This window comes from Pseudomonas sp. p1(2021b) (genome assembly GCF_020151015.1).
Lineage (GTDB): Bacteria > Pseudomonadota > Gammaproteobacteria > Pseudomonadales > Pseudomonadaceae > Aquipseudomonas > Aquipseudomonas putida_K.
The window spans coordinates 1,168,496-1,189,689 of record NZ_CP083746.1 but is presented as its reverse complement, the minus strand read 5'-3'; the positions used below and the strand labels follow the sequence as shown (position 1 = coordinate 1,189,689).

The 21,194-nt window shown below is 65.0% G+C and carries 21 protein-coding genes and 1 pseudogene; 11 read left to right on the top strand and 11 right to left on the bottom strand.

What is annotated here, in order from left to right; all coding sequences use genetic code 11:
* Nucleotides 1-4: 4 nt before the first annotated feature.
* Nucleotides 5-1,063 carry a DUF2066 domain-containing protein gene (locus K8374_RS05575; protein WP_224458226.1) on the bottom strand — a complete coding sequence of 353 codons (1,059 nt, stop codon included), beginning with the start codon at nucleotides 1,061-1,063 and terminating at the stop codon, nucleotides 5-7.
* A 341-nt stretch (nucleotides 1,064-1,404) separates the two neighbouring features.
* Here K8374_RS05575 and purM point away from each other — a divergent pair, with 341 nt between their 5' ends.
* The 4 genes from purM to K8374_RS05555 all read left to right on the top strand — a co-directional run bounded on the left by purM (nucleotide 1,405) and on the right by K8374_RS05555 (nucleotide 4,361).
* The gene (purM, locus tag K8374_RS05570) at nucleotides 1,405-2,463 is read left to right on the top strand and encodes a phosphoribosylformylglycinamidine cyclo-ligase (protein WP_224458225.1); all 1,059 of its coding nucleotides are present in this window, start codon (nucleotides 1,405-1,407) and stop codon (nucleotides 2,461-2,463) included.
* Nucleotides 2,463-3,116, top strand: a complete 654-nt coding sequence (gene purN / locus K8374_RS05565) for a phosphoribosylglycinamide formyltransferase (RefSeq protein ID WP_224458224.1) — start codon at nucleotides 2,463-2,465, stop codon at nucleotides 3,114-3,116. Before purM ends, purN begins: the two co-directional genes overlap by 1 nt.
* Before the next feature lie 8 nt (nucleotides 3,117-3,124).
* The gene (locus K8374_RS05560) at nucleotides 3,125-3,835 is read left to right on the top strand and encodes a DUF3108 domain-containing protein (protein ID WP_084858695.1); all 711 of its coding nucleotides are present in this window, start codon (nucleotides 3,125-3,127) and stop codon (nucleotides 3,833-3,835) included.
* A 343-nt stretch (nucleotides 3,836-4,178) separates the two neighbouring features.
* Nucleotides 4,179-4,361, top strand: coding sequence for a hypothetical protein (locus tag K8374_RS05555; protein WP_224458223.1), 183 nt, complete (start codon nucleotides 4,179-4,181; stop codon nucleotides 4,359-4,361).
* 91 nt (nucleotides 4,362-4,452) lie between these two features.
* On the opposite strand, the gene K8374_RS05550 is transcribed toward K8374_RS05555, so the two are convergent.
* The 7 genes from K8374_RS05550 to K8374_RS05520 all read right to left on the bottom strand — a co-directional run bounded on the left by K8374_RS05550 (nucleotide 4,453) and on the right by K8374_RS05520 (nucleotide 12,812).
* Nucleotides 4,453-4,992, bottom strand: coding sequence for a DUF2058 domain-containing protein (locus tag K8374_RS05550; protein WP_224458222.1), 540 nt, complete (start codon nucleotides 4,990-4,992; stop codon nucleotides 4,453-4,455).
* A gap of 24 nt (nucleotides 4,993-5,016) precedes the next feature.
* Nucleotides 5,017-5,850: a nucleoside triphosphate pyrophosphohydrolase gene (gene mazG, locus K8374_RS05545; protein WP_084858692.1), complete on the bottom strand. Its 834-nt coding sequence runs from the start codon at nucleotides 5,848-5,850 to the stop codon at nucleotides 5,017-5,019.
* Nucleotides 5,851-5,974: 124 nt separating this feature from the next.
* Nucleotides 5,975-8,215 (bottom strand): GTP diphosphokinase, encoded by a 2,241-nt coding sequence (gene relA, locus K8374_RS05540; RefSeq protein WP_084858691.1) that lies wholly within the window; start codon nucleotides 8,213-8,215, stop codon nucleotides 5,975-5,977.
* A 97-nt stretch (nucleotides 8,216-8,312) separates the two neighbouring features.
* On the bottom strand, nucleotides 8,313-9,671 hold the full coding sequence (gene rlmD / locus K8374_RS05535) for a 23S rRNA (uracil(1939)-C(5))-methyltransferase RlmD (RefSeq protein ID WP_224458221.1): 1,359 nt from the start codon (nucleotides 9,669-9,671) through the stop codon (nucleotides 8,313-8,315).
* Entirely contained in the window at nucleotides 9,671-10,570 is a 900-nt protein-coding gene (gene cysM / locus K8374_RS05530) for a cysteine synthase CysM (protein WP_224459274.1), read from the bottom strand. Before cysM ends, rlmD begins: the two co-directional genes overlap by 1 nt.
* Nucleotides 10,571-10,707: 137 nt before the next feature.
* Complete coding sequence (locus K8374_RS05525; protein ID WP_224458220.1) at nucleotides 10,708-12,093, bottom strand: sensor histidine kinase; 1,386 nt, start codon at nucleotides 12,091-12,093, stop codon at nucleotides 10,708-10,710.
* Nucleotides 12,094-12,095: 2 nt separating this feature from the next.
* On the bottom strand, nucleotides 12,096-12,812 hold the full coding sequence (locus tag K8374_RS05520; protein WP_084858688.1) for a response regulator transcription factor: 717 nt from the start codon (nucleotides 12,810-12,812) through the stop codon (nucleotides 12,096-12,098).
* Between the two features lie 238 nt (nucleotides 12,813-13,050).
* On the opposite strand from K8374_RS05520, the gene K8374_RS05515 reads away from it, so the two are divergent.
* From K8374_RS05515 to K8374_RS05500, 4 genes and pseudogenes are all read left to right on the top strand, one after another.
* The gene (locus tag K8374_RS05515) at nucleotides 13,051-15,807 is read left to right on the top strand and encodes a response regulator (protein ID WP_224458219.1); all 2,757 of its coding nucleotides are present in this window, start codon (nucleotides 13,051-13,053) and stop codon (nucleotides 15,805-15,807) included.
* 281 nt (nucleotides 15,808-16,088) lie between these two features.
* Nucleotides 16,089-16,607: pseudogene (locus tag K8374_RS05510) on the top strand (NAD(P)-dependent oxidoreductase); the annotation flags it as partial.
* A gap of 31 nt (nucleotides 16,608-16,638) precedes the next feature.
* Nucleotides 16,639-17,076 (top strand): hypothetical protein, encoded by a 438-nt coding sequence (locus K8374_RS05505; protein ID WP_224458218.1) that lies wholly within the window; start codon nucleotides 16,639-16,641, stop codon nucleotides 17,074-17,076.
* On the top strand, nucleotides 17,073-17,477 hold the full coding sequence (locus K8374_RS05500) for an META domain-containing protein (protein WP_224458217.1): 405 nt from the start codon (nucleotides 17,073-17,075) through the stop codon (nucleotides 17,475-17,477). Before K8374_RS05505 ends, K8374_RS05500 begins: the two co-directional genes overlap by 4 nt.
* 108 nt (nucleotides 17,478-17,585) lie before the next feature.
* Here K8374_RS05500 and K8374_RS05495 read toward each other — a convergent pair whose 3' ends face one another.
* Nucleotides 17,586-18,053, bottom strand: a complete 468-nt coding sequence (locus K8374_RS05495; RefSeq protein WP_224458216.1) for a TlpA disulfide reductase family protein — start codon at nucleotides 18,051-18,053, stop codon at nucleotides 17,586-17,588.
* An 85-nt stretch (nucleotides 18,054-18,138) separates the two neighbouring features.
* Here K8374_RS05495 and arsC point away from each other — a divergent pair, with 85 nt between their 5' ends.
* From arsC to K8374_RS05480, 3 genes are read left to right on the top strand one after another with little or no spacing between them, the layout of a single operon-like run.
* Nucleotides 18,139-18,492, top strand: a complete 354-nt coding sequence (gene arsC / locus K8374_RS05490; RefSeq protein WP_084858682.1) for an arsenate reductase (glutaredoxin) — start codon at nucleotides 18,139-18,141, stop codon at nucleotides 18,490-18,492.
* Complete coding sequence (gene wrbA / locus K8374_RS05485) at nucleotides 18,489-19,094, top strand: NAD(P)H:quinone oxidoreductase (RefSeq protein ID WP_224458215.1); 606 nt, start codon at nucleotides 18,489-18,491, stop codon at nucleotides 19,092-19,094. The genes arsC and wrbA overlap by 4 nt, the downstream gene beginning before the upstream one ends.
* Nucleotides 19,087-19,500 carry a DUF2069 domain-containing protein gene (locus K8374_RS05480; RefSeq protein ID WP_224458214.1) on the top strand — a complete coding sequence of 138 codons (414 nt, stop codon included), beginning with the start codon at nucleotides 19,087-19,089 and terminating at the stop codon, nucleotides 19,498-19,500. Before wrbA ends, K8374_RS05480 begins: the two co-directional genes overlap by 8 nt.
* A 75-nt stretch (nucleotides 19,501-19,575) precedes the next feature.
* Here K8374_RS05480 and K8374_RS05475 read toward each other — a convergent pair whose 3' ends face one another.
* Together K8374_RS05475 and ttcA are read right to left on the bottom strand one after the other, a co-directional pair.
* Complete coding sequence (locus K8374_RS05475; RefSeq protein ID WP_224458213.1) at nucleotides 19,576-20,247, bottom strand: DNA-3-methyladenine glycosylase I; 672 nt, start codon at nucleotides 20,245-20,247, stop codon at nucleotides 19,576-19,578.
* A 3-nt stretch (nucleotides 20,248-20,250) separates the two neighbouring features.
* Nucleotides 20,251-21,075 carry a tRNA 2-thiocytidine(32) synthetase TtcA gene (gene ttcA, locus K8374_RS05470; protein ID WP_224458212.1) on the bottom strand — a complete coding sequence of 275 codons (825 nt, stop codon included), beginning with the start codon at nucleotides 21,073-21,075 and terminating at the stop codon, nucleotides 20,251-20,253.
* Between the last annotated feature and the right edge of the window lie 119 nt (nucleotides 21,076-21,194).

Below are 21,194 nucleotides of genomic sequence, written 5' to 3'. Positions count from 1 at the left end.
CTCCCTACCAGCGAAAGCGCAGGCCGTCGAACGGCTTGGGCGCGGCCGGCTGCGGCGTGCCCGGTGGCTGCGGCGCCGCAGCGGCATCGGGCAGCGGCGCAGGCGCCTGCTCGGGCGGCAGCTCCTGGAGCTTGGCCAGGCCCAACTGGGCACGCAGTTGTTCGCGGTTGCCGGTGACGCTGTAGGTCAGGGTATCGCCTTCGGCCTGGCGCAGGCGTGGGCCGTAAGGCTCGAGCACGCGGCCGAGCTCGGCATAGCGCTGCAGGTTCATGCCCTGCACCTGGATCTGCAACTGGCTGCTGGCCCCCGGGCGGGTGACGTAGCGGGGGGCCAGGCGACTGCTGACCGCCAGCATCACCGCATCGGCCAAGGCTGCCTGGTCGGCGGCCTCGACGCTCCCCTGCTCGCGCTGGTCGCCCAGCCACAGCTGCCATTTACCCTGCCACTTGCCGTCTGCTTCCTGGGCATGCACCGCCAGCATGGCATCGGCGTTGTAGCGTTCGGACGCTTCGCGCAAGGGTGCCGGGTCACTGCCCTCTAGTTGCTTGGCGTTCGCCACCAACTGTTCCTGCAGGTCGCCCAGCGGCAAGCGCAGCGGCAGACCGCGATGCTGGGCGGCACGGCGCAACGGGCCGGCGGCCGACTGCCCGTCCCCCACCAGGTTGCTGCCCTCGACGCTGTCGCTCAGCCACCAACCGAGGATCGACGGCCGGTTGCTGCCCCACAGGGCCAGCCCGGCCTGGCGCAGGGCGCGCTCGGTACTGCCAGGGTCGAACTCCACTACCAGGGACTCAGGAGGGCCCGCCTCGGTGCCGACCTGGTTGATGATTTGCTGCGGATCTTTGCGCAATGCCGCAAGGCCTGGGCTCTGGGCCGCCTTGGGGTCGCCGGTCAGACGCAGTACCAGGGTGTCCAGGGCCTTGCTGGTGGCCTGGGCGCGGGCGTCGCTGCCCTGCCCGTCGATCGGCTCACGGACCTGGTAGAGCCCGGAGACGGTTTCGGCCTGTGCGACGGCACTGCCCACGACCAGGCAAGCGACCGCCAGGTGATTGAGAAAACGCATGGAGGATTCCTGTCCAGATGACCAAGGGGCGCCGGGCCCCGACCTGCCGTTGTGACACCGGCACGGCGCAAAACGCTCCGCCGTGCCAGCCGATTCGGCCCACCGCCATTCCTATTACCTTATACAGGCACCGCCCCGGCAACCAGTCGCAGCCTGTGAAAGGATGTTTTTTGCCAGATTCACGCCCTGCCCGTCGGCCTGAGGATGGCCGCTGCCCGGCAACCCTGATAAAATCGCGCGCCTTCGCAGACCAGTGACGTACAGGCAGCCGCCGCCCTTCGAGCCGGCCTTGGCCGTCGCGGTCGTTTTCCCGAATCCCTCCCTCCTAAAGGCCTGGATCAATGAGCAAGCAACCCTCCCTGAGCTACAAGGACGCCGGTGTAGACATCGACGCCGGCGAAGCACTGGTCGAACGCATCAAGGGCGTGGCCAAGCGCACCGCACGCCCTGAAGTCATGGGTGGCCTGGGCGGCTTCGGCGCCCTCTGCGAGATCCCGGCCGGCTACAAGCAGCCGGTTCTGGTCTCCGGCACCGATGGCGTGGGCACCAAGCTGCGCCTGGCGCTGAACCTGAACAAGCACGACAGCATCGGCCAGGACCTGGTCGCCATGTGCGTCAACGACCTGGTGGTCTGCGGTGCCGAGCCGCTGTTCTTCCTCGACTACTATGCCACCGGCAAGCTCAACGTCGATGTGGCCGCCACCGTGGTCACCGGCATCGGCGCCGGCTGCGAGCTGGCCGGCTGCTCCCTGGTCGGTGGTGAGACCGCCGAAATGCCAGGTATGTACGAGGGCGAGGACTACGATCTGGCCGGCTTCTGCGTCGGCGTGGTGGAAAAGGCCGAGATCATCGACGGCTCCAAGGTCGCCACCGGCGATGCCCTGATCGCCCTGCCGTCCTCCGGCCCGCACTCCAACGGCTACTCGCTGATCCGCAAGATCCTCGAAGTATCCGGCACCGACATCGAGAACACCCAGCTCGACGGCAAGCCACTGGCCGACCTGCTGATGGCGCCGACCCGTATCTATGTCAAGCCGCTGCTCAAGCTGATCAAGGACACCGGTGCGGTCAAGGCCATGGCCCACATCACCGGCGGCGGCCTGCTGGACAACATCCCACGCGTGCTGCCGGCCAATGCCCAGGCCGTGATCGACGTGGCCAGCTGGCAGCGTCCGGCGGTGTTCGACTTCCTGCAGGAAAAAGGCAACGTCGACGAGCATGAGATGCATCGCGTCCTGAACTGCGGCGTCGGCATGGTCATCTGCGTAGCGCAGGACAAGGTCGACACTGCCCTGCAAGTGCTGCGTGACGCTGGCGAACAGCCATGGGTCATCGGCCAGATCGCCGAAGCACCAGCCGGTGCCGCCCAGGTCGAGCTGCAGAATCTCAAGGCGCACTGATGCCAAGCAAGACCTGTAATGTCGTGGTACTGCTGTCGGGTTCCGGCAGCAACCTGCAAGCGCTGATCGACGCCAACCGTGGCGACGACAGCCCCGTACGCATTCGCGGCGTGATTTCCAATCGCGCCGATGCCTACGGCCTGCAACGCGCCCAGGCGGCCGGCATCGAAACCGCTGTGCTCGCGCACGGCGACTTCGAGGGCCGCGAAGCCTTCGATACTGCGCTGATGGCGCTGATCGACGGCTTCGAGCCGGACCTGGTGGTGCTCGCCGGCTTCATGCGCATCCTGAGCGGCGGGTTCGTCCGCCACTACCAGAGCCGCCTGCTCAACATCCACCCGTCGCTGCTGCCCAAGTACAAAGGGCTGCACACCCACCAGCGGGCACTGGAAGCGGGCGACGCGGAGCATGGTTGCAGCGTACACTTCGTCACCGAGGAACTCGATGGCGGCCCCTTGGTCGTACAGGCAGTGGTACCGGTTGAGCCAGGCGATACACCCGACAGCCTGGCCCAGCGTGTTCATCGCCAGGAACACCAGATCTACCCGCTGGCGGTGCGCTGGTTCGCCGAAGGACGCTTGCGTCTGGGCGAACAGGGTGCATTACTGGATGGCCAGCCCTTGGCGGCCAGCGGTCACTTGATTCGACCCTAGGAGAATTTATGCGTCGCGCCCTGCTCTTGGCTCTCGCTGTACTCGCCCTGCCGCTCCAGGCAGCTGATCTGAAGCCTTTCTCGGCCAGCTACACCGCCGACTGGAAGCAGCTGCCCATGAGTGGCACCGCCGAGCGCAGCCTGGTGAAGAATGCCAACGGTACCTGGGACCTTAATTTCAAGGCTTCCATGATGATCGCCAGCCTGACCGAACAAAGCACCCTGCGCCTGGACAACGACACCCTGCTGCCGCAGAAGTACCACTTCGAACGTGGCGGCCTGGGCAAGGCGAAGAAGGTCGACCTGACCTTCGACTGGAACAGCAAGAAAGTCACCGGCTCCGACCGTGGCGATGCCGTCAGCCTGCCGCTCAACCGTGGTGTGCTGGACAAATCCTCTTATCAGCTGGCCCTGCAGCATGATGTGGCCGCCGGCAAGAAAAGCATGACCTACCAGGTGGTCGATGGCGACGAGATCGACACCTATGACTTCCGCGTGCTCGGCACCGAGAAAGTCACCACCAAGACCGGCCAGGTCGATGCCGTGAAGGTCGAGCGCGTGCGCGACCCGAGCCAGAGCAAGCGCATCACCGAGCTGTGGTTCGCCAAGGACTGGGACTACCTGCTGGTGCAACTGCGCCAGGTCGAGACCGACGGCAAGGAATATGTGATCGTGCTGCAGGACGGTACGGTCGATGGCAAATCGGTGAAGGGCAACTGATCACCATTGCCTGCAATACCCGAGAGCCCCGCTTGATGCGGGGCTTCTTTTTACCTGGGATTTGTCGCTGCCTGGGCCGGCCCTATCGCGGGACAAGCCCGCTCCTACAGAAGAAGGCGGCACTAGCCACTTGTTCTCTGCGCGACAGCGCAGCTCAAAGGGCTGGGTGATCTCCCACAGATTTTGCCGCTGTCAGCTCGATCTCGCAGCCATCACCCGCCTCAAGACCAGTCCCAGGATGAAACTTGTTTCATCGTCGTTTTAATTTACTTAGCCTGCTAACAAACTCTATAAAAGAGACCTGCGACACGTTGCCGCAGCCAATCGAAAGTGGAGTTTACCGATGACAGTCCAAGTAACCGAACGCGACGAATCGAAAATGTCCCACGAAAGCCAGGCCCATGGCCTGCGGATCTGGGACGTGCACCAGCAAGGCGAACTGGTGGGCATGTTCCACTCCGAACAGGAGGCCCAGCAATATCGCAGCGAGCTGGAATGCCTGGAGAGCCAGCGCGGTATGCAGTGAACCTCTGCACACAGAGGGGCCGCTTCGCGGCCCTTTCGCGGCACAAGGCCGCTCCTACAGGGATCGTGCGAGTTCTGTAGGAGCGCTTTTATTACCACATGAGGTCGTCAGGAATCTTGTAGGCCGCGTACGGATCGTCCTCGTCCGCTTCCTCGACATGGGTGTTGAGCAGCAGGATACGATGCGGGTCACGCTCCTGGATCTTCACCGCGGCTTCGCGCGGGATCACCTCGTAACCGCCGCCGAAGGAGACGATCGCCAGGGCACCATTGCTGAGCTTGGTGCGCATCAGGGCATTGACGGCGATGCGCTTGACCTTCTTGTCATCGACGAAGTTGTAGTAGTCCTCGGTGTTGAGCTTGGGCAGCCGGGTTGCCTCGATCAACTGCTTGATCTGCGCGGCACGGGCCTTCTGCTCGGCCTTTTCCTGCAGCTGGCGGTTCAGCTCCTGGTCTTTCCTGGCCTTCTCGGCCATGGCTTCCTTGGCTTGGCGCTGCTGGGTGTCGTCGATTTCGACCTGCCCCTTGTGCTCCAGGCGTTTCTGTTTCTTCTCGGCTTTGTTGACCTGCTTGACCTGTTTCTGGTTGACCAGACCGGCCTTGAGCAATTGGTCGCGAAGGGAAAGGCTCATGTATTCACTCACTTATGCAACAGCTCAGCCGCAGCTGGGCAGGTTCTTTTCCTGACGCTTGGCTTCACCCCACAGGGCGTCCAGCTCATCAAGGGTACAATCTTCGATCGGGCGGCCACTGTCGCGCAATGCCTGTTCGATGAAGCGGAAACGTCGCTCGAACTTGCGGTTGGCCCGGCGCAGGGCGTTTTCCGGGTCGTGCTTGAGGTGCCGGGCGAGGTTGACGGTGGCGAACAGCAGGTCGCCGATTTCATCCTCGAGGGCATCGTCATCGCCGTCAGCCATGGCCTGCAGCACTTCATCCAGTTCTTCACGGACCTTGTCCAGCACCGGCAAGGCGTCAGGCCAGTCGAAGCCGACGGTGGCCGCGCGTTTTTGCAGCTTGGCCGCGCGCGACAGGGCCGGCAATGCCGCTGGCACGTCGTCGAGCAGCGACAACTGCTCGGGCTCGCTTTTCTCGGCACGCTCCTGGGCCTTGATCTCTTCCCAGCGCGACTTGACCTGGGCCTCGCTCAGGCTGGGCGTATCCAGCGGCGCGTACAGGTCCCCCGTGGGGAAGACATGTGGATGCCGGCGGACCAGCTTGCGGGTGATGCTATCGACCACGCCATCGAAGGCGAAGCGGCCTTCTTCCCGGGCCAGCTGGCTGTAGTAGACCACCTGGAACAGCAGGTCGCCCAACTCGCCTTGCAGGTGTTCGAAGTCGCCGCGCTCGATGGTGTCGGCGACTTCGTAGGCCTCTTCAAGGGTGTGCGGGACGATGCTCGCGTAGTTCTGCTTCAGGTCCCAGGGGCAGCCGTGCTGCGGATCGCGCAGGCGGGCCATGAGGTGCAGCAGGTCGTCGAGGGTGTAGGACATCGGGTTCTCTCATACGGCGCAGGCTTCGCCTGCGATCGCGGGACAAGCCCGCTCCTACAAGGTACAGCGCACCCCTGTGGGAGCGGGCTTGCCCCGCGATGGGCCGCAAAGCGGCCCCAGGGTCTCAAGGGGTACGGTTACGCCGCGTCTCGATGATGTTCGGCAACTGCGAGATCCGGCCCAGCAGGCGCCCGAGGGCATCCAGGCCGGGGATCTCGATGGTCAGCGACATCAAGGCGGTGTTGTCTTCCTTGTTCGAGCGGGTATTGACCGCCAGCACGTTGATCTTCTCGTTGAGCAGTACCTGCGACACGTCGCGCAGCAGCCCTGGGCGGTCGTAGGCACGGATGATGATGTCGACGGGGTAGGTCTGCACCGGGATCGGCCCCCAGCTGACCTGGATCATCCGCTCCGGCTCCTTGCCGGCCAGCTGCAGCACCGAGGCGCAGTCCTGGCGGTGGATGCTCACGCCACGGCCCTGGGTGATATAGCCGACGATGGCGTCGCCCGGCAGCGGCTGGCAGCAACCGGCCATCTGCGTGAGCAGGTTGCCGACGCCCTGGATCTGGATATCGCCACGCTTGCCGGAACGGGTGCCGCTGGCCTTGCGCGGGATCAGTTCGATCTGCTCGTTGCGCTCGGGCTCGAGCAGCTGCTGGGCGGCATTGACCATGTGCGCCAGGCGCAGGTCGCCAGCGCCCAGGGCGGCGAACATGTCCTCGGCGGTCTTGACGTTGGCCTTCTCGGCCAGGCGCTCGAAGTCGACCTGGGGCAGGCCCAGGCGGCTCAGCTCACGCTCGAGCAAGGTCTTGCCGGCGGCGACGTTCTGGTCGCGAGCCTGCAGCTTGAACCAATGGACGATCTTGGCCCGGGCCCGGGAGGTGGTGACATAGCCCAGGTTGGAGTTCAGCCAGTCACGGCTCGGGCTGCCGTGCTTGCTGGTGATGATCTCCACCTGCTCGCCGGTCTGCAGGCTGTAGTTCAGCGGTACGATGCGGCCGTTGATCTTGGCACCCCGGCAGTTGTGGCCGATCTCGGTGTGCACGCGGTAGGCAAAGTCCAACGGCGTGGCGCCCTTGGGCAGGTCGATGGCATGGCCGTCGGGGGTGAACACATAGACCCGGTCCGGCTCGATATCGACCCGCAGTTGCTCGGCCAGGCCGCCGATGTCGCCCAGCTCCTCGTGCCACTCGAGCACCTGGCGCAGCCAGGAGATCTTCTCTTCGTAGTGGTTGGAGCTGGACTTGACGTCGGTGCCCTTGTAGCGCCAGTGGGCGCAGACGCCCAGCTCGGCTTCCTCGTGCATGGCGTGGGTGCGGATCTGCACCTCGAGCACCTTGCCCTCCGGGCCGATCACTGCGGTGTGCAACGAGCGGTAGCCGTTTTCCTTGGGGTTGGCGATGTAGTCGTCGAACTCCTTGGGGATGTGTCGCCAGAGGGTATGGACGATACCGAGCGCGGTGTAGCAGTCGCGGATCTCCGGTACCAGTACGCGCACCGCACGCACGTCATAGATCTGGCTGAACTCCAGGCCCTTGCGCTGCATTTTGCGCCAGATGGAATAGATGTGTTTCGCCCGGCCGCTGATGTCGGCGTTGACGCCGGTGGCCAGCAGCTCGTTCTGCAGTTGGTTCATCACATCGGTGATGAAGCGCTCGCGGTCGAGGCGACGTTCGTGCAAGAGCTTGGCGATCTGCTTGTACTGATCGGGTTCGAGGTAGCGGAAGGACAAATCCTCCAGTTCCCACTTGATGTGACCGATGCCCAGACGGTGGGCGAGCGGTGCATAGATGTCGAACACCTCGCGCGCCACGCGCAGGCGTTTTTCGTCATCGGCGGCCTTGACCGCACGGATGGCGCAGGTACGTTCGGCCAGCTTGATCAGGGCGACGCGCACGTCGTCGACCATGGCCACCAGCATCTTGCGCAGGTTCTCCACCTGGGCCTGGGAGCCAAGCACCAATGATTGGCGCGGGCTGAGGCTGGCGCTGATGGCCGCCATGCGCAGCACACCGTCAATCAGCTTGGAGACCACCGGGCCGAACCGCTGGCCGACCTCGGCCAGGGTCACCTTGCCTTCGCGCACCGAGCGATAGATCACGGCCGCCACGAGGGAGTCCTGGTCGAGCTTGAGGTCCGCGAGGATTTCAGCGATCTCCAGGCCCGCCTGGAAGCTGGACGTGCCATCGGCCCAGGAATGCTTGGCCGGGTTGCCCTTCTTCTCGACTTCCTGGGCGAAATCGCAGGCCTCCTTGAGCGCCTTGCGGTCCAGCGCCGAGTCGACGCTCACCACATGATCCAGCCATGCTTCGAGATTGATACTGCCGTCGGTATTGACCGGCTGGTGCACTCTCACCTGTACCATCTTTCTTTTACCTTTCCATACAGCGCACCCCACGGATGCGCTGGCAATCACCGTACGACGCCCATTCCCTGGACGCCGCACCAAGGGGCCAGCCTGGCTAGCCCGCTTCGAATAACGCCATGGCCTCGACATGCGCCGTCTGAGGAAACATGTCGAGAATCCCGGCCCTTGTTAACCGGTACCCCTGCCCTACCAGCACCTGGGCGTCTCGCGCCAGCGTGGCCGGGTTGCAGGACACATAGACCAACCGCTTGGCCTTGAGACGTGCGATGTTTTGCACCACCTCGAAGGCACCGTCGCGCGGTGGATCCAAGAGTACCGCAGAAAAGCCCTCGGCGGCCCATCCGGCGCCATCCAAAGGCTGCGATAAATCGGCCTGAAAAAAGCGTGCATTATGCACTTTGTTGTCCCGGGCGTTGGCCGCCGCCCGCTCGACCATGGCCTGGACACCTTCCACCGCCACCACTTCACGGGCCTGCCGGGCCAACGGCAGGGCGAAGTTGCCCAGGCCGCAGAACAGGTCCAGCACCCGCTCCTCAGGTTGCGGCGCGAGCCAGGCCAGGGCTTGCTCGATCATCGCCGTGTTGACCTGGGCGTTGACCTGCACGAAGTCCCCTGGCCGCCAGGCAAGCTCCAGCCCCCAAGGCTCGAGGACAAAGCCCAGCACCTGGCCTGCCCGTACCGGCGCCGGCTCGCCTTCGCCCTGCAACCACAGCTGGGCGCCGACGGCTGCGCAGAAGGCCTCCAGACGCGCCAGGTCGTCTGCCGGCAGCGACGCGACATGGCGCACCAGCACCGCCTCGGCGGTACCGCTGAACAGCTCGACATGCCCCAGCGCTTGAGGTTTGCCCAGGCTGCGCAACACGTCCGGCAACTGGCGAAAAATCGTTTGCAAGGGCTGTACCAGAACCAGGCACTCATCGATGGCGACGATGTCCTGGCTGGCCTCGGCGCGAAAACCTACGTCCAGCCGGCGCGCCTTGGGGTCCCACCGCACCGCCACCCGCGCCCGTCGCCGATAGCCGAACTCAGGGCCCACCAGCGGTGCGGCCCACTGTTCAGGCTGTACCCCCGCCACGCGCTGCAGCTGCTCGGCCAGCAGGCGCTGCTTGAGCGCCACCTGCCCCTCGTGGGGCAGGTGCTGAAGATTGCAACCACCGCAGCGGGCGTAATACCGGCAAGGGGCTTCGCGCCGTTCAGGGCTGGCCTGCAGCACCCGCTCCAGGCGTGCCTCGACCACCTTGCCGCGCGCACCGAGCACCCGGGCTTCGACAGCCTCCCCTGCCAGGGCACCGCTGACGAACCAGGTACGCCCTTCCAGGAACGCGATGCCTCGGCCGTCACCGGCCAGGCGTTCGATGTCCAGGCGTTGTTTCTTGCCTACCGGCACCTGGGGCGCACGGTTGCCGCCGGCCGGTTGGAACCGCAGGCCGCCGTTGCTTTTCTTTCTGGACATCAGGTTGCGTCGAACAGGCCGGTGGACAGGTAGCGGTCGCCACGGTCGCAGATGATCGCCACCATGACCGCATTCTCGACCTCGCGGGACAGGCGCAGCATGGCTGCAACCGCACCACCGGAAGACACACCACAGAAAATGCCTTCTTCACGGGCCAGACGGCGGGTGGTCTGCTCGGCTTCTTCCTGGGACATATCGACCACGCGGTCGACACGGGTGGCGTCGAAGATCTTCGGCAGGTATTGCTCGGGCCAGCGACGGATGCCGGGGATGGCCGAGCCTTCCATCGGCTGCAGGCCGACGATCTGCACCGCCGGGTTCTGCTCCTTGAGGTACTGCGAGCAGCCCATGATGGTGCCGGTGGTGCCCATGGAGCTGATGAAGTGGGTGATGCTGCCCTGGGTCTGCTGCCAGATCTCCGGGCCCGTGCTGGTGTAGTGGGCGACCGGGTTGTCGCCGTTGGCGAATTGGTCGAGCACCAGGCCGCGGCCTTCGGCCTGCAGTTTGTCGGCCAGGTCGCGCGCGCCCTCCATGCCCTCCTCCTTGCTGACCAGCAGCAATTCGGCGCCATAGGCGGTCATCGCCGCCTTGCGCTCGGCGGTGGAGTTGTCGGGCATGATCAGGATCATCTTGTAGCCCTTGATCGCCGCGGCCATGGCCAGGGCGATACCGGTGTTGCCGGAGGTGGCTTCGATCAGGGTGTCGCCCGGCTTGATCTGGCCGCGCAGTTCAGCGCGGGTGATCATCGACAAGGCTGGGCGGTCCTTCACGGAGCCTGCCGGATTGTTGCCTTCGAGCTTGAGCAGGAGGGTGTTGGTAGTCTCGCCTGCGATACGCTGCAGGCGAACCAGAGGCGTATTGCCGACGCAATCGGCGATGGTTGGGTACTGCAAGGTCATGGCGTAGTTCACAATCCGGACGGCAGGGGCGACTATCATACCGGCAAACGTTTCCTCGCCATATCACGCAATCTGCAGTGTTTATAGCTATAAGACATAAGGAAGCGGACCTGTGGGATCGAGCGCCGCCCCCAGTCCTACGCAGCCGATCGCGGGGCAAGCCCGCTCCTGCAGGGGGACGGTGTGATGGCGGGCAGGCGCATGCACAGGCGCAGCCCTTGCTTGCCGTTCTCTGCCCACAGCGTGCCACCCTGGCGCTGGATCGCGCTGCGGGCGATGCTCAGGCCCAGACCGAAACCACCGTCGCCCGGGCGGGAGCCGTCCAGGCGCGAGAACGGGGCGAAGATGCGTTCCAGGTCTTCTTCGGCCACCCCGCCTCCCTGGTCTTCCAGGACGATGCGCCAATACCCGCCCTCACGCTGGCCTCCCAGGCGCACCAGCCCCTGTTCGGGGGAATGGCGGATCGCGTTGCGCAGCATGTTCTCCAGGGCCTGGGCCAAATGGTTGAGGTTGCCGTGCACCCAGCATTCGGCCGGCAGTTCACAGCGCAAACGCGCCGGCGCCCAGCCGCTTTCGTAGCACGCATCCTCAGCGAGCATGTCCCACAGCGCCTGGAGCTGGATCGGCTCGAGGTTCATCGGCGCACGCTCGGCATCCTGCCAGGCCAGTTGCAGGGTGTTCTCCACCAGTTGCTGCATGCAGTCCACCTCACGGCCCACACGTTCAGCCAGGCGCTGCAGGTCGGTTTCACCGTCACAGGCCACGCGCAGGCGGCTGAGCGGTGTACGCATCTCGTGGGACAGGTCACGCAACATCTGCTGCTGCATGGCCACGGTGCCCTGCAGGCGCTCGGCCATCTGGTCGAAGGCCCGGGCCAGTTCGCCCAGTTCGTCGTGTCGGCCGATGGTGCGCGAATCCAGGCGTGCCGAGAGCTGGTCGGCGCGCCAGGCATTGGCCTGCTCGCGCAACTGGTTCAGCGGCACGATCAGCATGCGGTACAGGCCCACGCATAGCAGTAGGGTGAACAAGCCCGGGATGATGCCGTTGGTCAGCACTTGCCAGAACAGGCGGTAGCGGCCAGGGTTGAGGCGCTCCGGCAGCTCGATTACCAGCATGCCCTGCTCCGGTGCGCCGGGAAACGGCAGGCGCAGCCAGGGTTGGCTGATGCTGCGCCGACTCATGGGCCAATCGACACCCCGCAGGTGCGTCAGTTGCTGAACCTCAGCAAGAGACAGGCTGGCGCTGCCCAATGGCCGGAGTTCGGCATCGAGCACACCGACCCAGCCCGCCCCTTGCTCGCGCATCTGCGCCAGCCATCGGTCGACGCCGGCCCGCCCGCCTTCGTGCCAGGCACGCTCGGCTTCGCCGGCCCAAGCCAGCAGTTCTTCGCGGGCCGATGCGTCGAGGTAGGCATTGCGGGTTTCCATGTGCCGGCCCCAGGTATAGCTCAGGCCGATCATCAGCAAACAGAAGCCCACCAGAAGGATGGACAGCTTCCAGAACAACGAGTGGCGGTCGAGCACCGTCAGTCCGCCTCGCCGGCGCAGAGCATATAGCCCTTGCCCCAGACCGTGCGGATCTGCCGTTCGTGGTAGCCGATCACCTTGAGCTTGCGGCGGATCTGGCTGACATGCATGTCCAGGCTGCGGTCGTGACGCGAATAGCCTCGCTGCAGGACTTGCTGATAAAGGAACGGCTTGCTCAGTACTTCGTCCTGGCTGCGATTGAGGGTATCGAGCAGACGGTATTCGCTAGGTGTCAGCCCAGCCCACAGACCATCGAGCCAGACGTCGCAGGCGGCATCGTCGAAGCGCAGCTGACCGTTGGCCACCTCGCGCGAAACCTGGTGACGCCGCTCGAGGGCGACGCGACGCAGGATCGCCTCGATGCGAACACGCAGCTCGGCCATGCTGAAGGGCTTGGGCAGATAGTCATCGGCGCCACGCTGGAAACCGGTGATACGGTCGGCCTCGGCCCCCAGGGCCGACATCAGGATCACCGGGGTGGCGCTGTGCCTGCGCAATTGGGCCAGGGCATCCAGGCCATTGAGGCCGGGCAGCAGAATGTCCATCAGGACCACATCGAACACCTGGCGACCAGCGGCCTTCAGGCCCTCCAAGCCATTGCGGCACCAGGTCACCTGGAAGCCGTCACGCTGCAGCTCCTCGTTCAGGTAGGCGCCAAGTACGGGGTCGTCCTCGATGGCGAGAATAGAGGACTGGTTAACAGCTACGGGATTCATTGGCTTGTGACATTGATTCTCAGTTGCGCGATTATTGGCCATGCGGACGCGCCAAGGCAACCGGGTTTCGACCGGTGACGGCTTTTGGCCACCCTCGCCAGGGCTGCATTCTCGTTGAGTGGGCCGTTGGCTGTATAAAATGGATACAAATAAGTGCATCAGGCCGGCTGCCGGGGTAACGTTCCGCCTGGGGCCGTCCCTATGATGACGGCATGCAAGCACATGACAGGAGACAGATGTGCTCGATCGCTTGGGAATCAGAAGCCGGGTCCTGCTGTTGGCCCTGCTGCCCGCCGGCCTGATGGCATTGGTGTTGGGGAGCTATTTCACCTGGCTGCAGCAGAACGAGCTGCGCACCCAGCTGTTCCAACGCGGCAAGATGCTCGCCGAACAGTTGGCCCCGCTGGCAGCGCCGGCCTTGGCCCACCCGGCCCAGGCCCAGCTCGAACGGATCGCCGCCCAGGCCCTGGAACAAACCGACGTGCGCGCCGTGGCATTTCTTGCCCCGGACCGCACGCGCCTGGCCCATGCCGGCCCCAGCATGCTCAACCTGGCGCCCACCGGCGGCACCGGCACACAGCTGCTGCAGCGTACCGGCAACGATGCCACCCGTTACCTGATGCCGGTGTTCGGCCATCACCGCGACCTGGCCACCGAGGCCGTGCCCGCCGAGGCCGAGCGCCTGCTGGGCTGGGTGGAAATCGAACTGTCCCACGACGGCACCTTGCTGCGCGGCTACCGCAGCCTGTTCACCAGCGTGCTGCTGATCCTCGGCTGCCTGGCACTGACCGCCCTGCTCGCCCTGCGCATGAGCCGCACCATCAACGACCCGATCAGCCGCATCAAGCACGCCGTCACCCAGCTGAAGGACGGCAACCTGGAGGAGCGCCTGCCGGCCATGGGCAGCCACGAGCTGGACGAGCTCGCCGCGGGCATCAACCGCATGGCCGAGACCTTGCACAATGCCCATGAAGAGCTGCAGCACAGCATCGACCAGGCTACCGAGGACGTGCGCCAGAACCTGGAGACCATCGAGATCCAGAACATCGAGCTGGACATGGCGCGCAAGGAGGCCCTGGAGGCCAGCCGCATCAAGTCCGAGTTCCTGGCCAACATGAGCCATGAAATCCGCACGCCGCTCAATGGCATCCTCGGCTTCACCCACCTGCTGCAACGCAGCGAGCTGACGCCGCGCCAGCTCGACTACCTGAACACCATCGAGAAATCCGCCGACAATCTGCTGGGGATCATCAACGAAATCCTCGACTTCTCCAAGATCGAGGCCGGCAAACTGGTGCTCGACAGCATTCCCTTCAACCTGCGCGACCTGATCCAGGACACCCTGACCATTCTCGCCCCGGCCGCCCATGCCAAGCAGCTGGAGCTGCTCAGCCTGGTCTACCGCGACACGCCCTTGTCGCTGGTCGGCGACCCGCTGCGGCTCAAGCAGATCCTCACCAACCTGGTGAGCAACGCGATCAAGTTCACCCGCGAAGGCACCATCGTGGTACGGGCCATGCTCGAGGACGAGCAGGAAGACAACGTGCAGCTGCGCATCAGCGTGCAGGACACCGGCATCGGCCTGTCGCCCCAGGACGTGCGCACCCTGTTCCAGGCCTTCAGCCAGGCCGACAACTCGTTGTCGCGCCAGCCCGGCGGCACCGGCCTTGGGCTGGTGATCTCCAAGCGCTTGATCGAACAGATGGGCGGTGAGATCGGCGTCGACAGCACGCCAGGCGAAGGGTCGCAGTTCTGGATCAGCCTGAACCTGCCCCGGGCCCATGACGATGCCGAGGAGCAGCCCTTGCAGCCGCTGCTCGGGCGCCGCGCGGCCATCGTCGACGGCCACGAGCTGGCTCGCCAGGCGCTGGAACATCAACTGGAGGACTGTGGCCTGAGCGTCAGCCTGTTCGCGTCCTTCGACCAGTTGCTGCAAGGGGCCCAGGCCGCCGCCCAGGCGGGCCAGCCATTCGACTTCGCCGTGCTCGGGGCCAACCTGGGCAGCCTCTCGCCGGAGCAGCTCGGTCATTACCACCAGCAACTCGAGCGCCTCGACTGCCTGTGCGTGGTGCTGTGCCCGACCACCGAACACGCGCTGTACCATCCCTACCTACCCAACGGCCATGGCCAGTTGCTGTCCAAACCGGCCTGCACACGCAAGCTGCGCCGTCTGCTGCTGGAACTGGTGCAGCCGCGTCGGCCATTGGCCGAGCCACGCAGCAGCGGTAGCCAGCGGGCGCCGAAGATCCTTTGCGTGGACGACAACCCGGCCAACCTGTTGTTGGTGCAAACCTTGCTCGAAGGACTGGGCGCCGAGGTGCTGGCACTCGACAATGGCTTCGCGGCAGTGCAGGCCGTGCAGAACGAGCCCTTCGACCTGGTGCTGATGGACGTGCAGATGCCCGGCATGGACGGCCGCGCCTGCACCGAGCAGATCCGCCGCTGGGAAGCCAGCCAGAGCGGCAACCCGCTGCCCATCGTCGCCCTCACCGCCCATGCCATGGCCAATGAGAAGCGCGCCTTGTTGCATAGCGGCATGGACGACTACCTGACCAAGCCGATCAGCGAGCGCCAGCTGGCCCAGGTGGTGATGAAGTGGACCGGGCTGAGCCTGGCCCCGCAGCAACCGGAACGCGCGCAGGAGCGCCTGCCCGACGGCACCGAGCTGAAAGTGCTCGACCCTGACGAAGGGCTGCGCCTGGCGGCGGGCAAGCCGGACCTGGCCGCTGATATGCTGGCCATGCTGCTGGCCTCGCTGGAGACCGACCGCGACTCGATCCGCAGCGCCCGCGAGCGCGGCGACCGCACGGCCATGATAGAACAGGTGCACCGCCTCAACGGCGCCTCGCGCTATTGTGGCGTGCCGCAGTTGCGCGCGGCCTGTCAACGCAGCGAGACCCTGCTCAAGCAGGACAGCCCCCAGGCCCTACAGGCCCTGGATGAGCTGGACCGGGCCATTACCCGGCTGGCGGCCCAGGCGCGGCTGAGCGCCTGAGCTTAGGGCCAGATGGTTACGAGGTTCCTGAGGTCAGGCGCAATTAGGCCCGACCCGATATCACCGTCATCTGGCAAGGGCTTCGCCCTTGATCGCGGGACAAGCCCGCTCCTACAGGGGCAGCATTGGCCGCTTGTTCTCTGCGCGACAGCGTAATCTCCCACAGGAACTGTGCTGTAACCGCACCATAGATCAAGGTCCATGGGCTCGGACTGGCTACACTGGGCGCAACACGATACCTAGAGGTGCCCCCATGCGCGTCCTGTTGTTCAGCAGCCAGCACTACCGCCCGCATCATGGCGGGGTTCGGCTGCCAGCTGCTCGCCTACGACCCCACGCCCAACCCGGCGCTGCTGGCCTTGGGAGCGCGTTACCTGCCGCTGCCCGAACTGCTGCGCCAAGCGCGGATCATCAGCCTGCACTGCCCGCTGACCGAGCAGACACGCCACCTGATCAACGCGCAAAGCCTTGCCCAACTGCAACCCGGCGCCATGCTGATCAACACCGGGCGCGGCGCGCTGGTCGACACCCCCGCCCTGGTCGACGCGCTCAAGAGCGGCCAGCTGGGCTACCTGGGCCTGGACGTCTATGAAGAGGAAGCCCAGCTGTTCTTCGAGGACCGTTCCGACCTGCCGCTGCAAGATGACGTACTGGCCCGGCTGCTGACCTTCCCCAACGTGATCGTCACCGCGCACCAGGCGTTTCTTACCCGCGAAGCCCTGGATGCCATCGCCGCCACCACCCTGGACAATATCGTCCGCTGGGCGGCAGGCGATGCGCAGAATCTGGTCATGGGTTAGTGCTAGGATACGCGGCAATTCTGGAGGACCCATGGTCGAACACGATTTCCGCTACACCCTATTCAACCCGCAACACACGCTGATCGAATGCCGTGCCCTGGTGCCCGGCCGCTACCAGGTGACCGGCAACGGTGGCTCGATGCACAAGGACGATGTCCTACTGGTGACCCTCAAGGGCAGCAAGGACCTGTCCATGCGCCTGACCGTGGAAAGCGTGCGCCACCTGATCAACCCTCGCGGCCAGTGGGTCGCCGTGGCCAGCGGCCCGGTGTTCAACGAGCTGGAGATCCTCAACTGGCAGGTCACGTGCGACGCTTGCCAGGCCCAGCTGGACTTCGAGTTCGCCGTGGACGCCAAGCTTGGCAAGAAGGCTCGCCAGCCGGCCGCCAGCGCGCGTATCGCCGAACTGGGCTGGAGCAGCCAGGGCGAACGGCACCTGTGCCCGGCTTGCCAGGGGAGCGCGCAGTGAGACAGTTGTTGAGCGCCGCATTGGCTGCCGCCGCACTGGGGGGTTGTGCGTCCGAACCGTCGCCCCTGCAGCAGGAGCACGGCTATGTGCTGGAGTGGATCGGCGAACGTCCGCTGATCGACTACAGCCACCTGACCCTGATTCTGGGCGAGGACGGCCGCGCCTATGGCAATGCTGGCTGCAACCATTGGTTCGCGCCCTATACCCTGGAAGGCGACCGCATCAGCTTCGGCAAGGTCGGCAAGACCCGCAAGCTGTGCGCACCGGCGTTGATGGACCAGGAAAAACGCTTCCTGCAGGCGCTGGAGACCGTGCAGCGCTGGGACGTCTCGCCGATCGAGCAGATCCGCTTCTGGCCGGCCGAGGGCAAGCCGCTGCGGTTCTGGCCTGAGGAAGGCTGAAATGATCGGGGGCGCTTCGCGCCCCTTTCGCGGCACAAGGCCGCGCCTACACCAGCCTGTAGGAGCGGCCTTGTGCCGCGATGGGCTGCCAAGCAGCCCCGGAATCGATCAGGCGCCGCCCTTGAGCGCCTTGATCCTGGCCTGCAGCCCTTCGAAAGTCTGCTCGCCCATCAACTGCTCACGCACCTTGCCCTTGTCGTCGATGATGTAGGTCACCGGCAGCGCCTCGCTGCGCGGCAGCTCGTAGCGCTCGGCCGGGTCCTGGGCGAGCACGGTGAAGGCGATGCCGAGGGTCTCGGCCGCCTGCTTGAGGTCCTGCCCCTGCAGCCCGTCGAAGTTGACCCCCACCACCTTGATGCCCTGGGCCTCCCACTGCTTGGCCGCTGCGTTGAGCTCGGGGATTTCCGTGCGGCACGGGCCGCACCACTCGGCCCAGTAGTTGAGCACCACCCAGTGCCCATCGATCTGCTCGGCCTTTACCGTATTACCGTGCTGGTCCACGCCGTAATCCGCACCGCAACCGCCGAGCAACAGGCTCGCAGTGATGGCCAATACAGCTGCCAAACGCCTTGCCATGGGTCAATCCTTCTAGAAGATTCAAGCAAACTACACAGTCGCTGCGGTTAGAATAGCCGCCACACCCAGCTGGATGCGACCCGTCATGACTGATCTGACCCTCTATCATAACCCGCGCTGCTCGAAATCCCGCGGCGCCCTGGAACTGCTCGAAGCACGCGGCCTGGCCCCGACCATCGTGCGCTACCTGGAGACCCCGCCGGACACCGCCACGCTCAAGGCCCTGCTCGGCAAGCTGGGCATCGCCCCGCGTCAGTTGCTGCGTACCGGCGAGGATGAGTACAAGGCCCTGGACCTGGCCAACCCGGCATTGACCGACGCGCAGCTGATCGAAGCCATGGCCCAGCACCCGAAACTGATCGAACGGCCGATCCTGGTCGTCGGCGACAGGGCCGTGATCGGCCGCCCGCCTGAGAAAGTGCTGGAGATCCTGCCGTGAGCGAGCCCTACGTCCTGGTTCTCTACTACAGCCGCCATGGCTCGACCAGCGAGATGGCCCGGCATATCGCCCGGGGTGTCGAGATGGGCGGCCTGGAGGCGCGCCTGCGTACCGTGCCGGCGATTTCCACCGAATGCGAAGCCGTGGCGCCGGACATTCCGGCCAGCGGCGCGCTCTATGCCACCCTGGACGATCTGCGCCATTGCGCGGGCCTGGCCCTGGGCAGCCCGACACGCTTCGGCAACATGGCCGCGCCGCTGAAGTACTTCCTCGACGGCACCAGCAGCCTGTGGCTGGGCGGCGAACTGGTCGGCAAGCCGGCAGCGGTGTTCACCTCCACCGCGAGCCTGCACGGCGGCCAGGAAACCACCCTGTTGTCGATGATGCTGCCGCTGATGCACCACGGCATGCTGGTGCTGGGCCTGCCCTACAGCGAGTCGGCGTTGCTCGAGACCCGCGGCGGCGGCACGCCTTATGGCGCCAGCCACCATGCCGGTGCCGACGGCAAGCGTGAGCTCGACCCGCACGAGATCGCCCTGTGCCGCGCGCTCGGCCAACGCCTGGCGAACACCGCCAAAGCCTTGGAGGCCGCGCGTGGCTAAAAAGCCTAAGGTGTTGCCGCCGCTGGAGTGGCTGGCTCCGCGTCTGCGCCTGACGCGAGCATCGAGCCTGGCCTTCTTCTTCGGCCTGATCGCCCTGCTGGTGGTGAACAACCTGGGGTTCGCCGACCTGCACGGGGCGCGGGTCGAGGTGATCCTGGCGATCGAACTGGTGCCGCTGCTCGTATTGCTGCCTGGCATGCTGATGGGCGGCGCCCGGGCGCATGCCTGGACCTGCTTCGTGGTGAATCTCTATTTCATCAAAGGTGTACTGGCGGCGTTCGACCCGGCGCGGGCAGTGTTCGGCTGGATCGAGGTGCTGGTGAGCCTGGGGCTGTTCGTCAGTGCGCTGCTGTATGTGCGCTGGAAGTTCCAGCATGAGCGGCGGCTGGCCGGCGAAGGGCTTTGAGCGCTAGGGCTGCCGCGCAGCCCAATCGCGGGACAAGCCCGCTCCCACAGGGGATCTGCGTGATCAACTCTGGGCTCAATGGTTGACGGTATGCGCCAGCATCACCGACAGCTGGCACAGCGGTCGCCCGCTTTCTGCATGCCATTGGTTGAAGGCCTGCTGCACCAATGCCAGGTCGCGTTGGCTGGTGGGCTGCTTGTCGATCACCCCCTGGGCGATCAAGGCCGCGCTCAGGTCATCGGTGGGGATGAAGGTGTCCTTGCCGACCATGCGCAGGAAGCGCGGTGCCGAAAGCCCGCCTAGCTGGTTGCCGTGCTTGGCCAGGTACTTCCACAAGCCGACGATGTCGGTCACTGGCCAGTCGGCGATGAATGCGCCGAAACTGCCGTGCGCCTTCTCGATGTCGAGGATCATCTGCGCATTGCGCGGCACGCTCTTGAGCTTGCCCAGGTGGCGAATGATTCGTTCGTCCTGCATCAGCCGCTCCAGGTGTTCGGCGCCCATCAGCACCACCTTCTGCGGCTCGAAGCCGAAGAACACCTGCTCGAACGCGGGCCATTTGGCATCCACCAGGCTGTGCTTGAGCCCGGCGCGGAATACGCGCAGGGCCAGCGTCGACAAGTAGCGGTCATCGCCGATGTCGCGCAGTTGCGCAGGGGTACGCGGCTGCGGCAGGAAGGCTTCGAGGGCCTGGGCCGAGCCGAAGCGGTTCAGGCAGTATTCATGCAGCCACTGGTAGTCACGCATGGATCAGATATTCAGCACGTCGAGAAAGCGCGGGGTGGCGCTCTCGTCGATCTTCAGGCTGGTAAAGTCGAACAGGTTGCGGTCGGCCAGTTGCGACGGCGCCACATTCTGCAGGGCCCGGAAGATGTTCTCGGTGCGGCCCGGGTGCTTGCGCTCCCATTCCAGCAGCATTTCCTTGACCACCTGGCGCTGCAGGTTCTCCTGGGAGCCGCACAGGTTGCACGGGATGATCGGGAATTCCTTCATGTCCGAGTAGGCCTGGATGTCCTTCTCGCTGCAGTAGGCCAGCGGGCGGATGACCACGTTGCGGCCGTCGTCGGCGCGCAGCTTCGGCGGCATGCCCTTGAGCGAGCCGTTGAAGAACATGTTCAGGAAGAAGGTCTCGACGATGTCGTCGCGATGGTGCCCCAGGGCCATCTTGGTGGCGCCGATCTCGTCGGCGAAGGTATAGAGCGTGCCACGGCGCAGGCGCGAGCACAGCGAGCAAGTGGTCTTGCCTTCGGGGATCAGTTCCTTGACCACCGAGTAGGTGTCCTTCTCGACGATGTGGTACTCGATGCCCAGGGTCTTGAGGTAGGCCGGCAGCACATGCTCGGGGAAGCCTGGCTGCTTCTGGTCCATGTTCACCGCGACGATCTCGAACTGGATCGGCGCCACCTTCTGCAGGTGCAACAGAACGTCGAGCATGGTGTAGCTGTCCTTGCCGCCGGACAGGCAGACCATGACCTTGTCGCCATCCTCGATCATGTTGTAGTCGGTGATGGCTTCGCCGGCGAGACGACGCAGGCGTTTTTGCAGTTTGTTCTGGTTGACCGAGAGGGTGCCCATAGCGCTTGGATCCGCGAGGTGTGACAAAAGCGGGCTATTTTACGCACAAACCGAGCACAGGCGTAGGCCATTCCGATAAAGAATCAAGGGCGCGCCTGACAGCGCAATTTGCTCTAAAA

What these genes read in the sequence shown, in the direction of transcription:
- mazG (WP_084858692.1), bottom strand. Translation starts at nt 5,850, where the DNA reads ATGTCCTACACCCTCGACGACCTGCTGCACCTCATGGCCCGCCTGCGC.
- purM (WP_224458225.1), top strand. Translation starts at nt 1,405, where the DNA reads ATGAGCAAGCAACCCTCCCTGAGCTACAAGGACGCCGGTGTAGACATC.
- ttcA (WP_224458212.1), bottom strand. Translation starts at nt 21,075, where the DNA reads ATGGGCACCCTCTCGGTCAACCAGAACAAACTGCAAAAACGCCTGCGT.
- rlmD (WP_224458221.1), bottom strand. Translation starts at nt 9,671, where the DNA reads ATGTCCAGAAAGAAAAGCAACGGCGGCCTGCGGTTCCAACCGGCCGGC.
- K8374_RS05495 (WP_224458216.1), bottom strand. Translation starts at nt 18,053, where the DNA reads ATGGCAAGGCGTTTGGCAGCTGTATTGGCCATCACTGCGAGCCTGTTG.
- K8374_RS05555 (WP_224458223.1), top strand. Translation starts at nt 4,179, where the DNA reads ATGACAGTCCAAGTAACCGAACGCGACGAATCGAAAATGTCCCACGAA.
- relA (WP_084858691.1), bottom strand. Translation starts at nt 8,215, where the DNA reads ATGGTACAGGTGAGAGTGCACCAGCCGGTCAATACCGACGGCAGTATC.
- cysM (WP_224459274.1), bottom strand. Translation starts at nt 10,570, where the DNA reads ATGACCTTGCAGTACCCAACCATCGCCGATTGCGTCGGCAATACGCCT.
- K8374_RS05475 (WP_224458213.1), bottom strand. Translation starts at nt 20,247, where the DNA reads ATGCGTGACTACCAGTGGCTGCATGAATACTGCCTGAACCGCTTCGGC.
- K8374_RS05550 (WP_224458222.1), bottom strand. Translation starts at nt 4,992, where the DNA reads ATGAGCCTTTCCCTTCGCGACCAATTGCTCAAGGCCGGTCTGGTCAAC.
- purN (WP_224458224.1), top strand. Translation starts at nt 2,463, where the DNA reads ATGCCAAGCAAGACCTGTAATGTCGTGGTACTGCTGTCGGGTTCCGGC.
- K8374_RS05560 (WP_084858695.1), top strand. Translation starts at nt 3,125, where the DNA reads ATGCGTCGCGCCCTGCTCTTGGCTCTCGCTGTACTCGCCCTGCCGCTC.
- arsC (WP_084858682.1), top strand. Translation starts at nt 18,139, where the DNA reads ATGACTGATCTGACCCTCTATCATAACCCGCGCTGCTCGAAATCCCGC.
- K8374_RS05575 (WP_224458226.1), bottom strand. Translation starts at nt 1,063, where the DNA reads ATGCGTTTTCTCAATCACCTGGCGGTCGCTTGCCTGGTCGTGGGCAGT.
- K8374_RS05505 (WP_224458218.1), top strand. Translation starts at nt 16,639, where the DNA reads ATGGTCGAACACGATTTCCGCTACACCCTATTCAACCCGCAACACACG.
- K8374_RS05520 (WP_084858688.1), bottom strand. Translation starts at nt 12,812, where the DNA reads ATGAATCCCGTAGCTGTTAACCAGTCCTCTATTCTCGCCATCGAGGAC.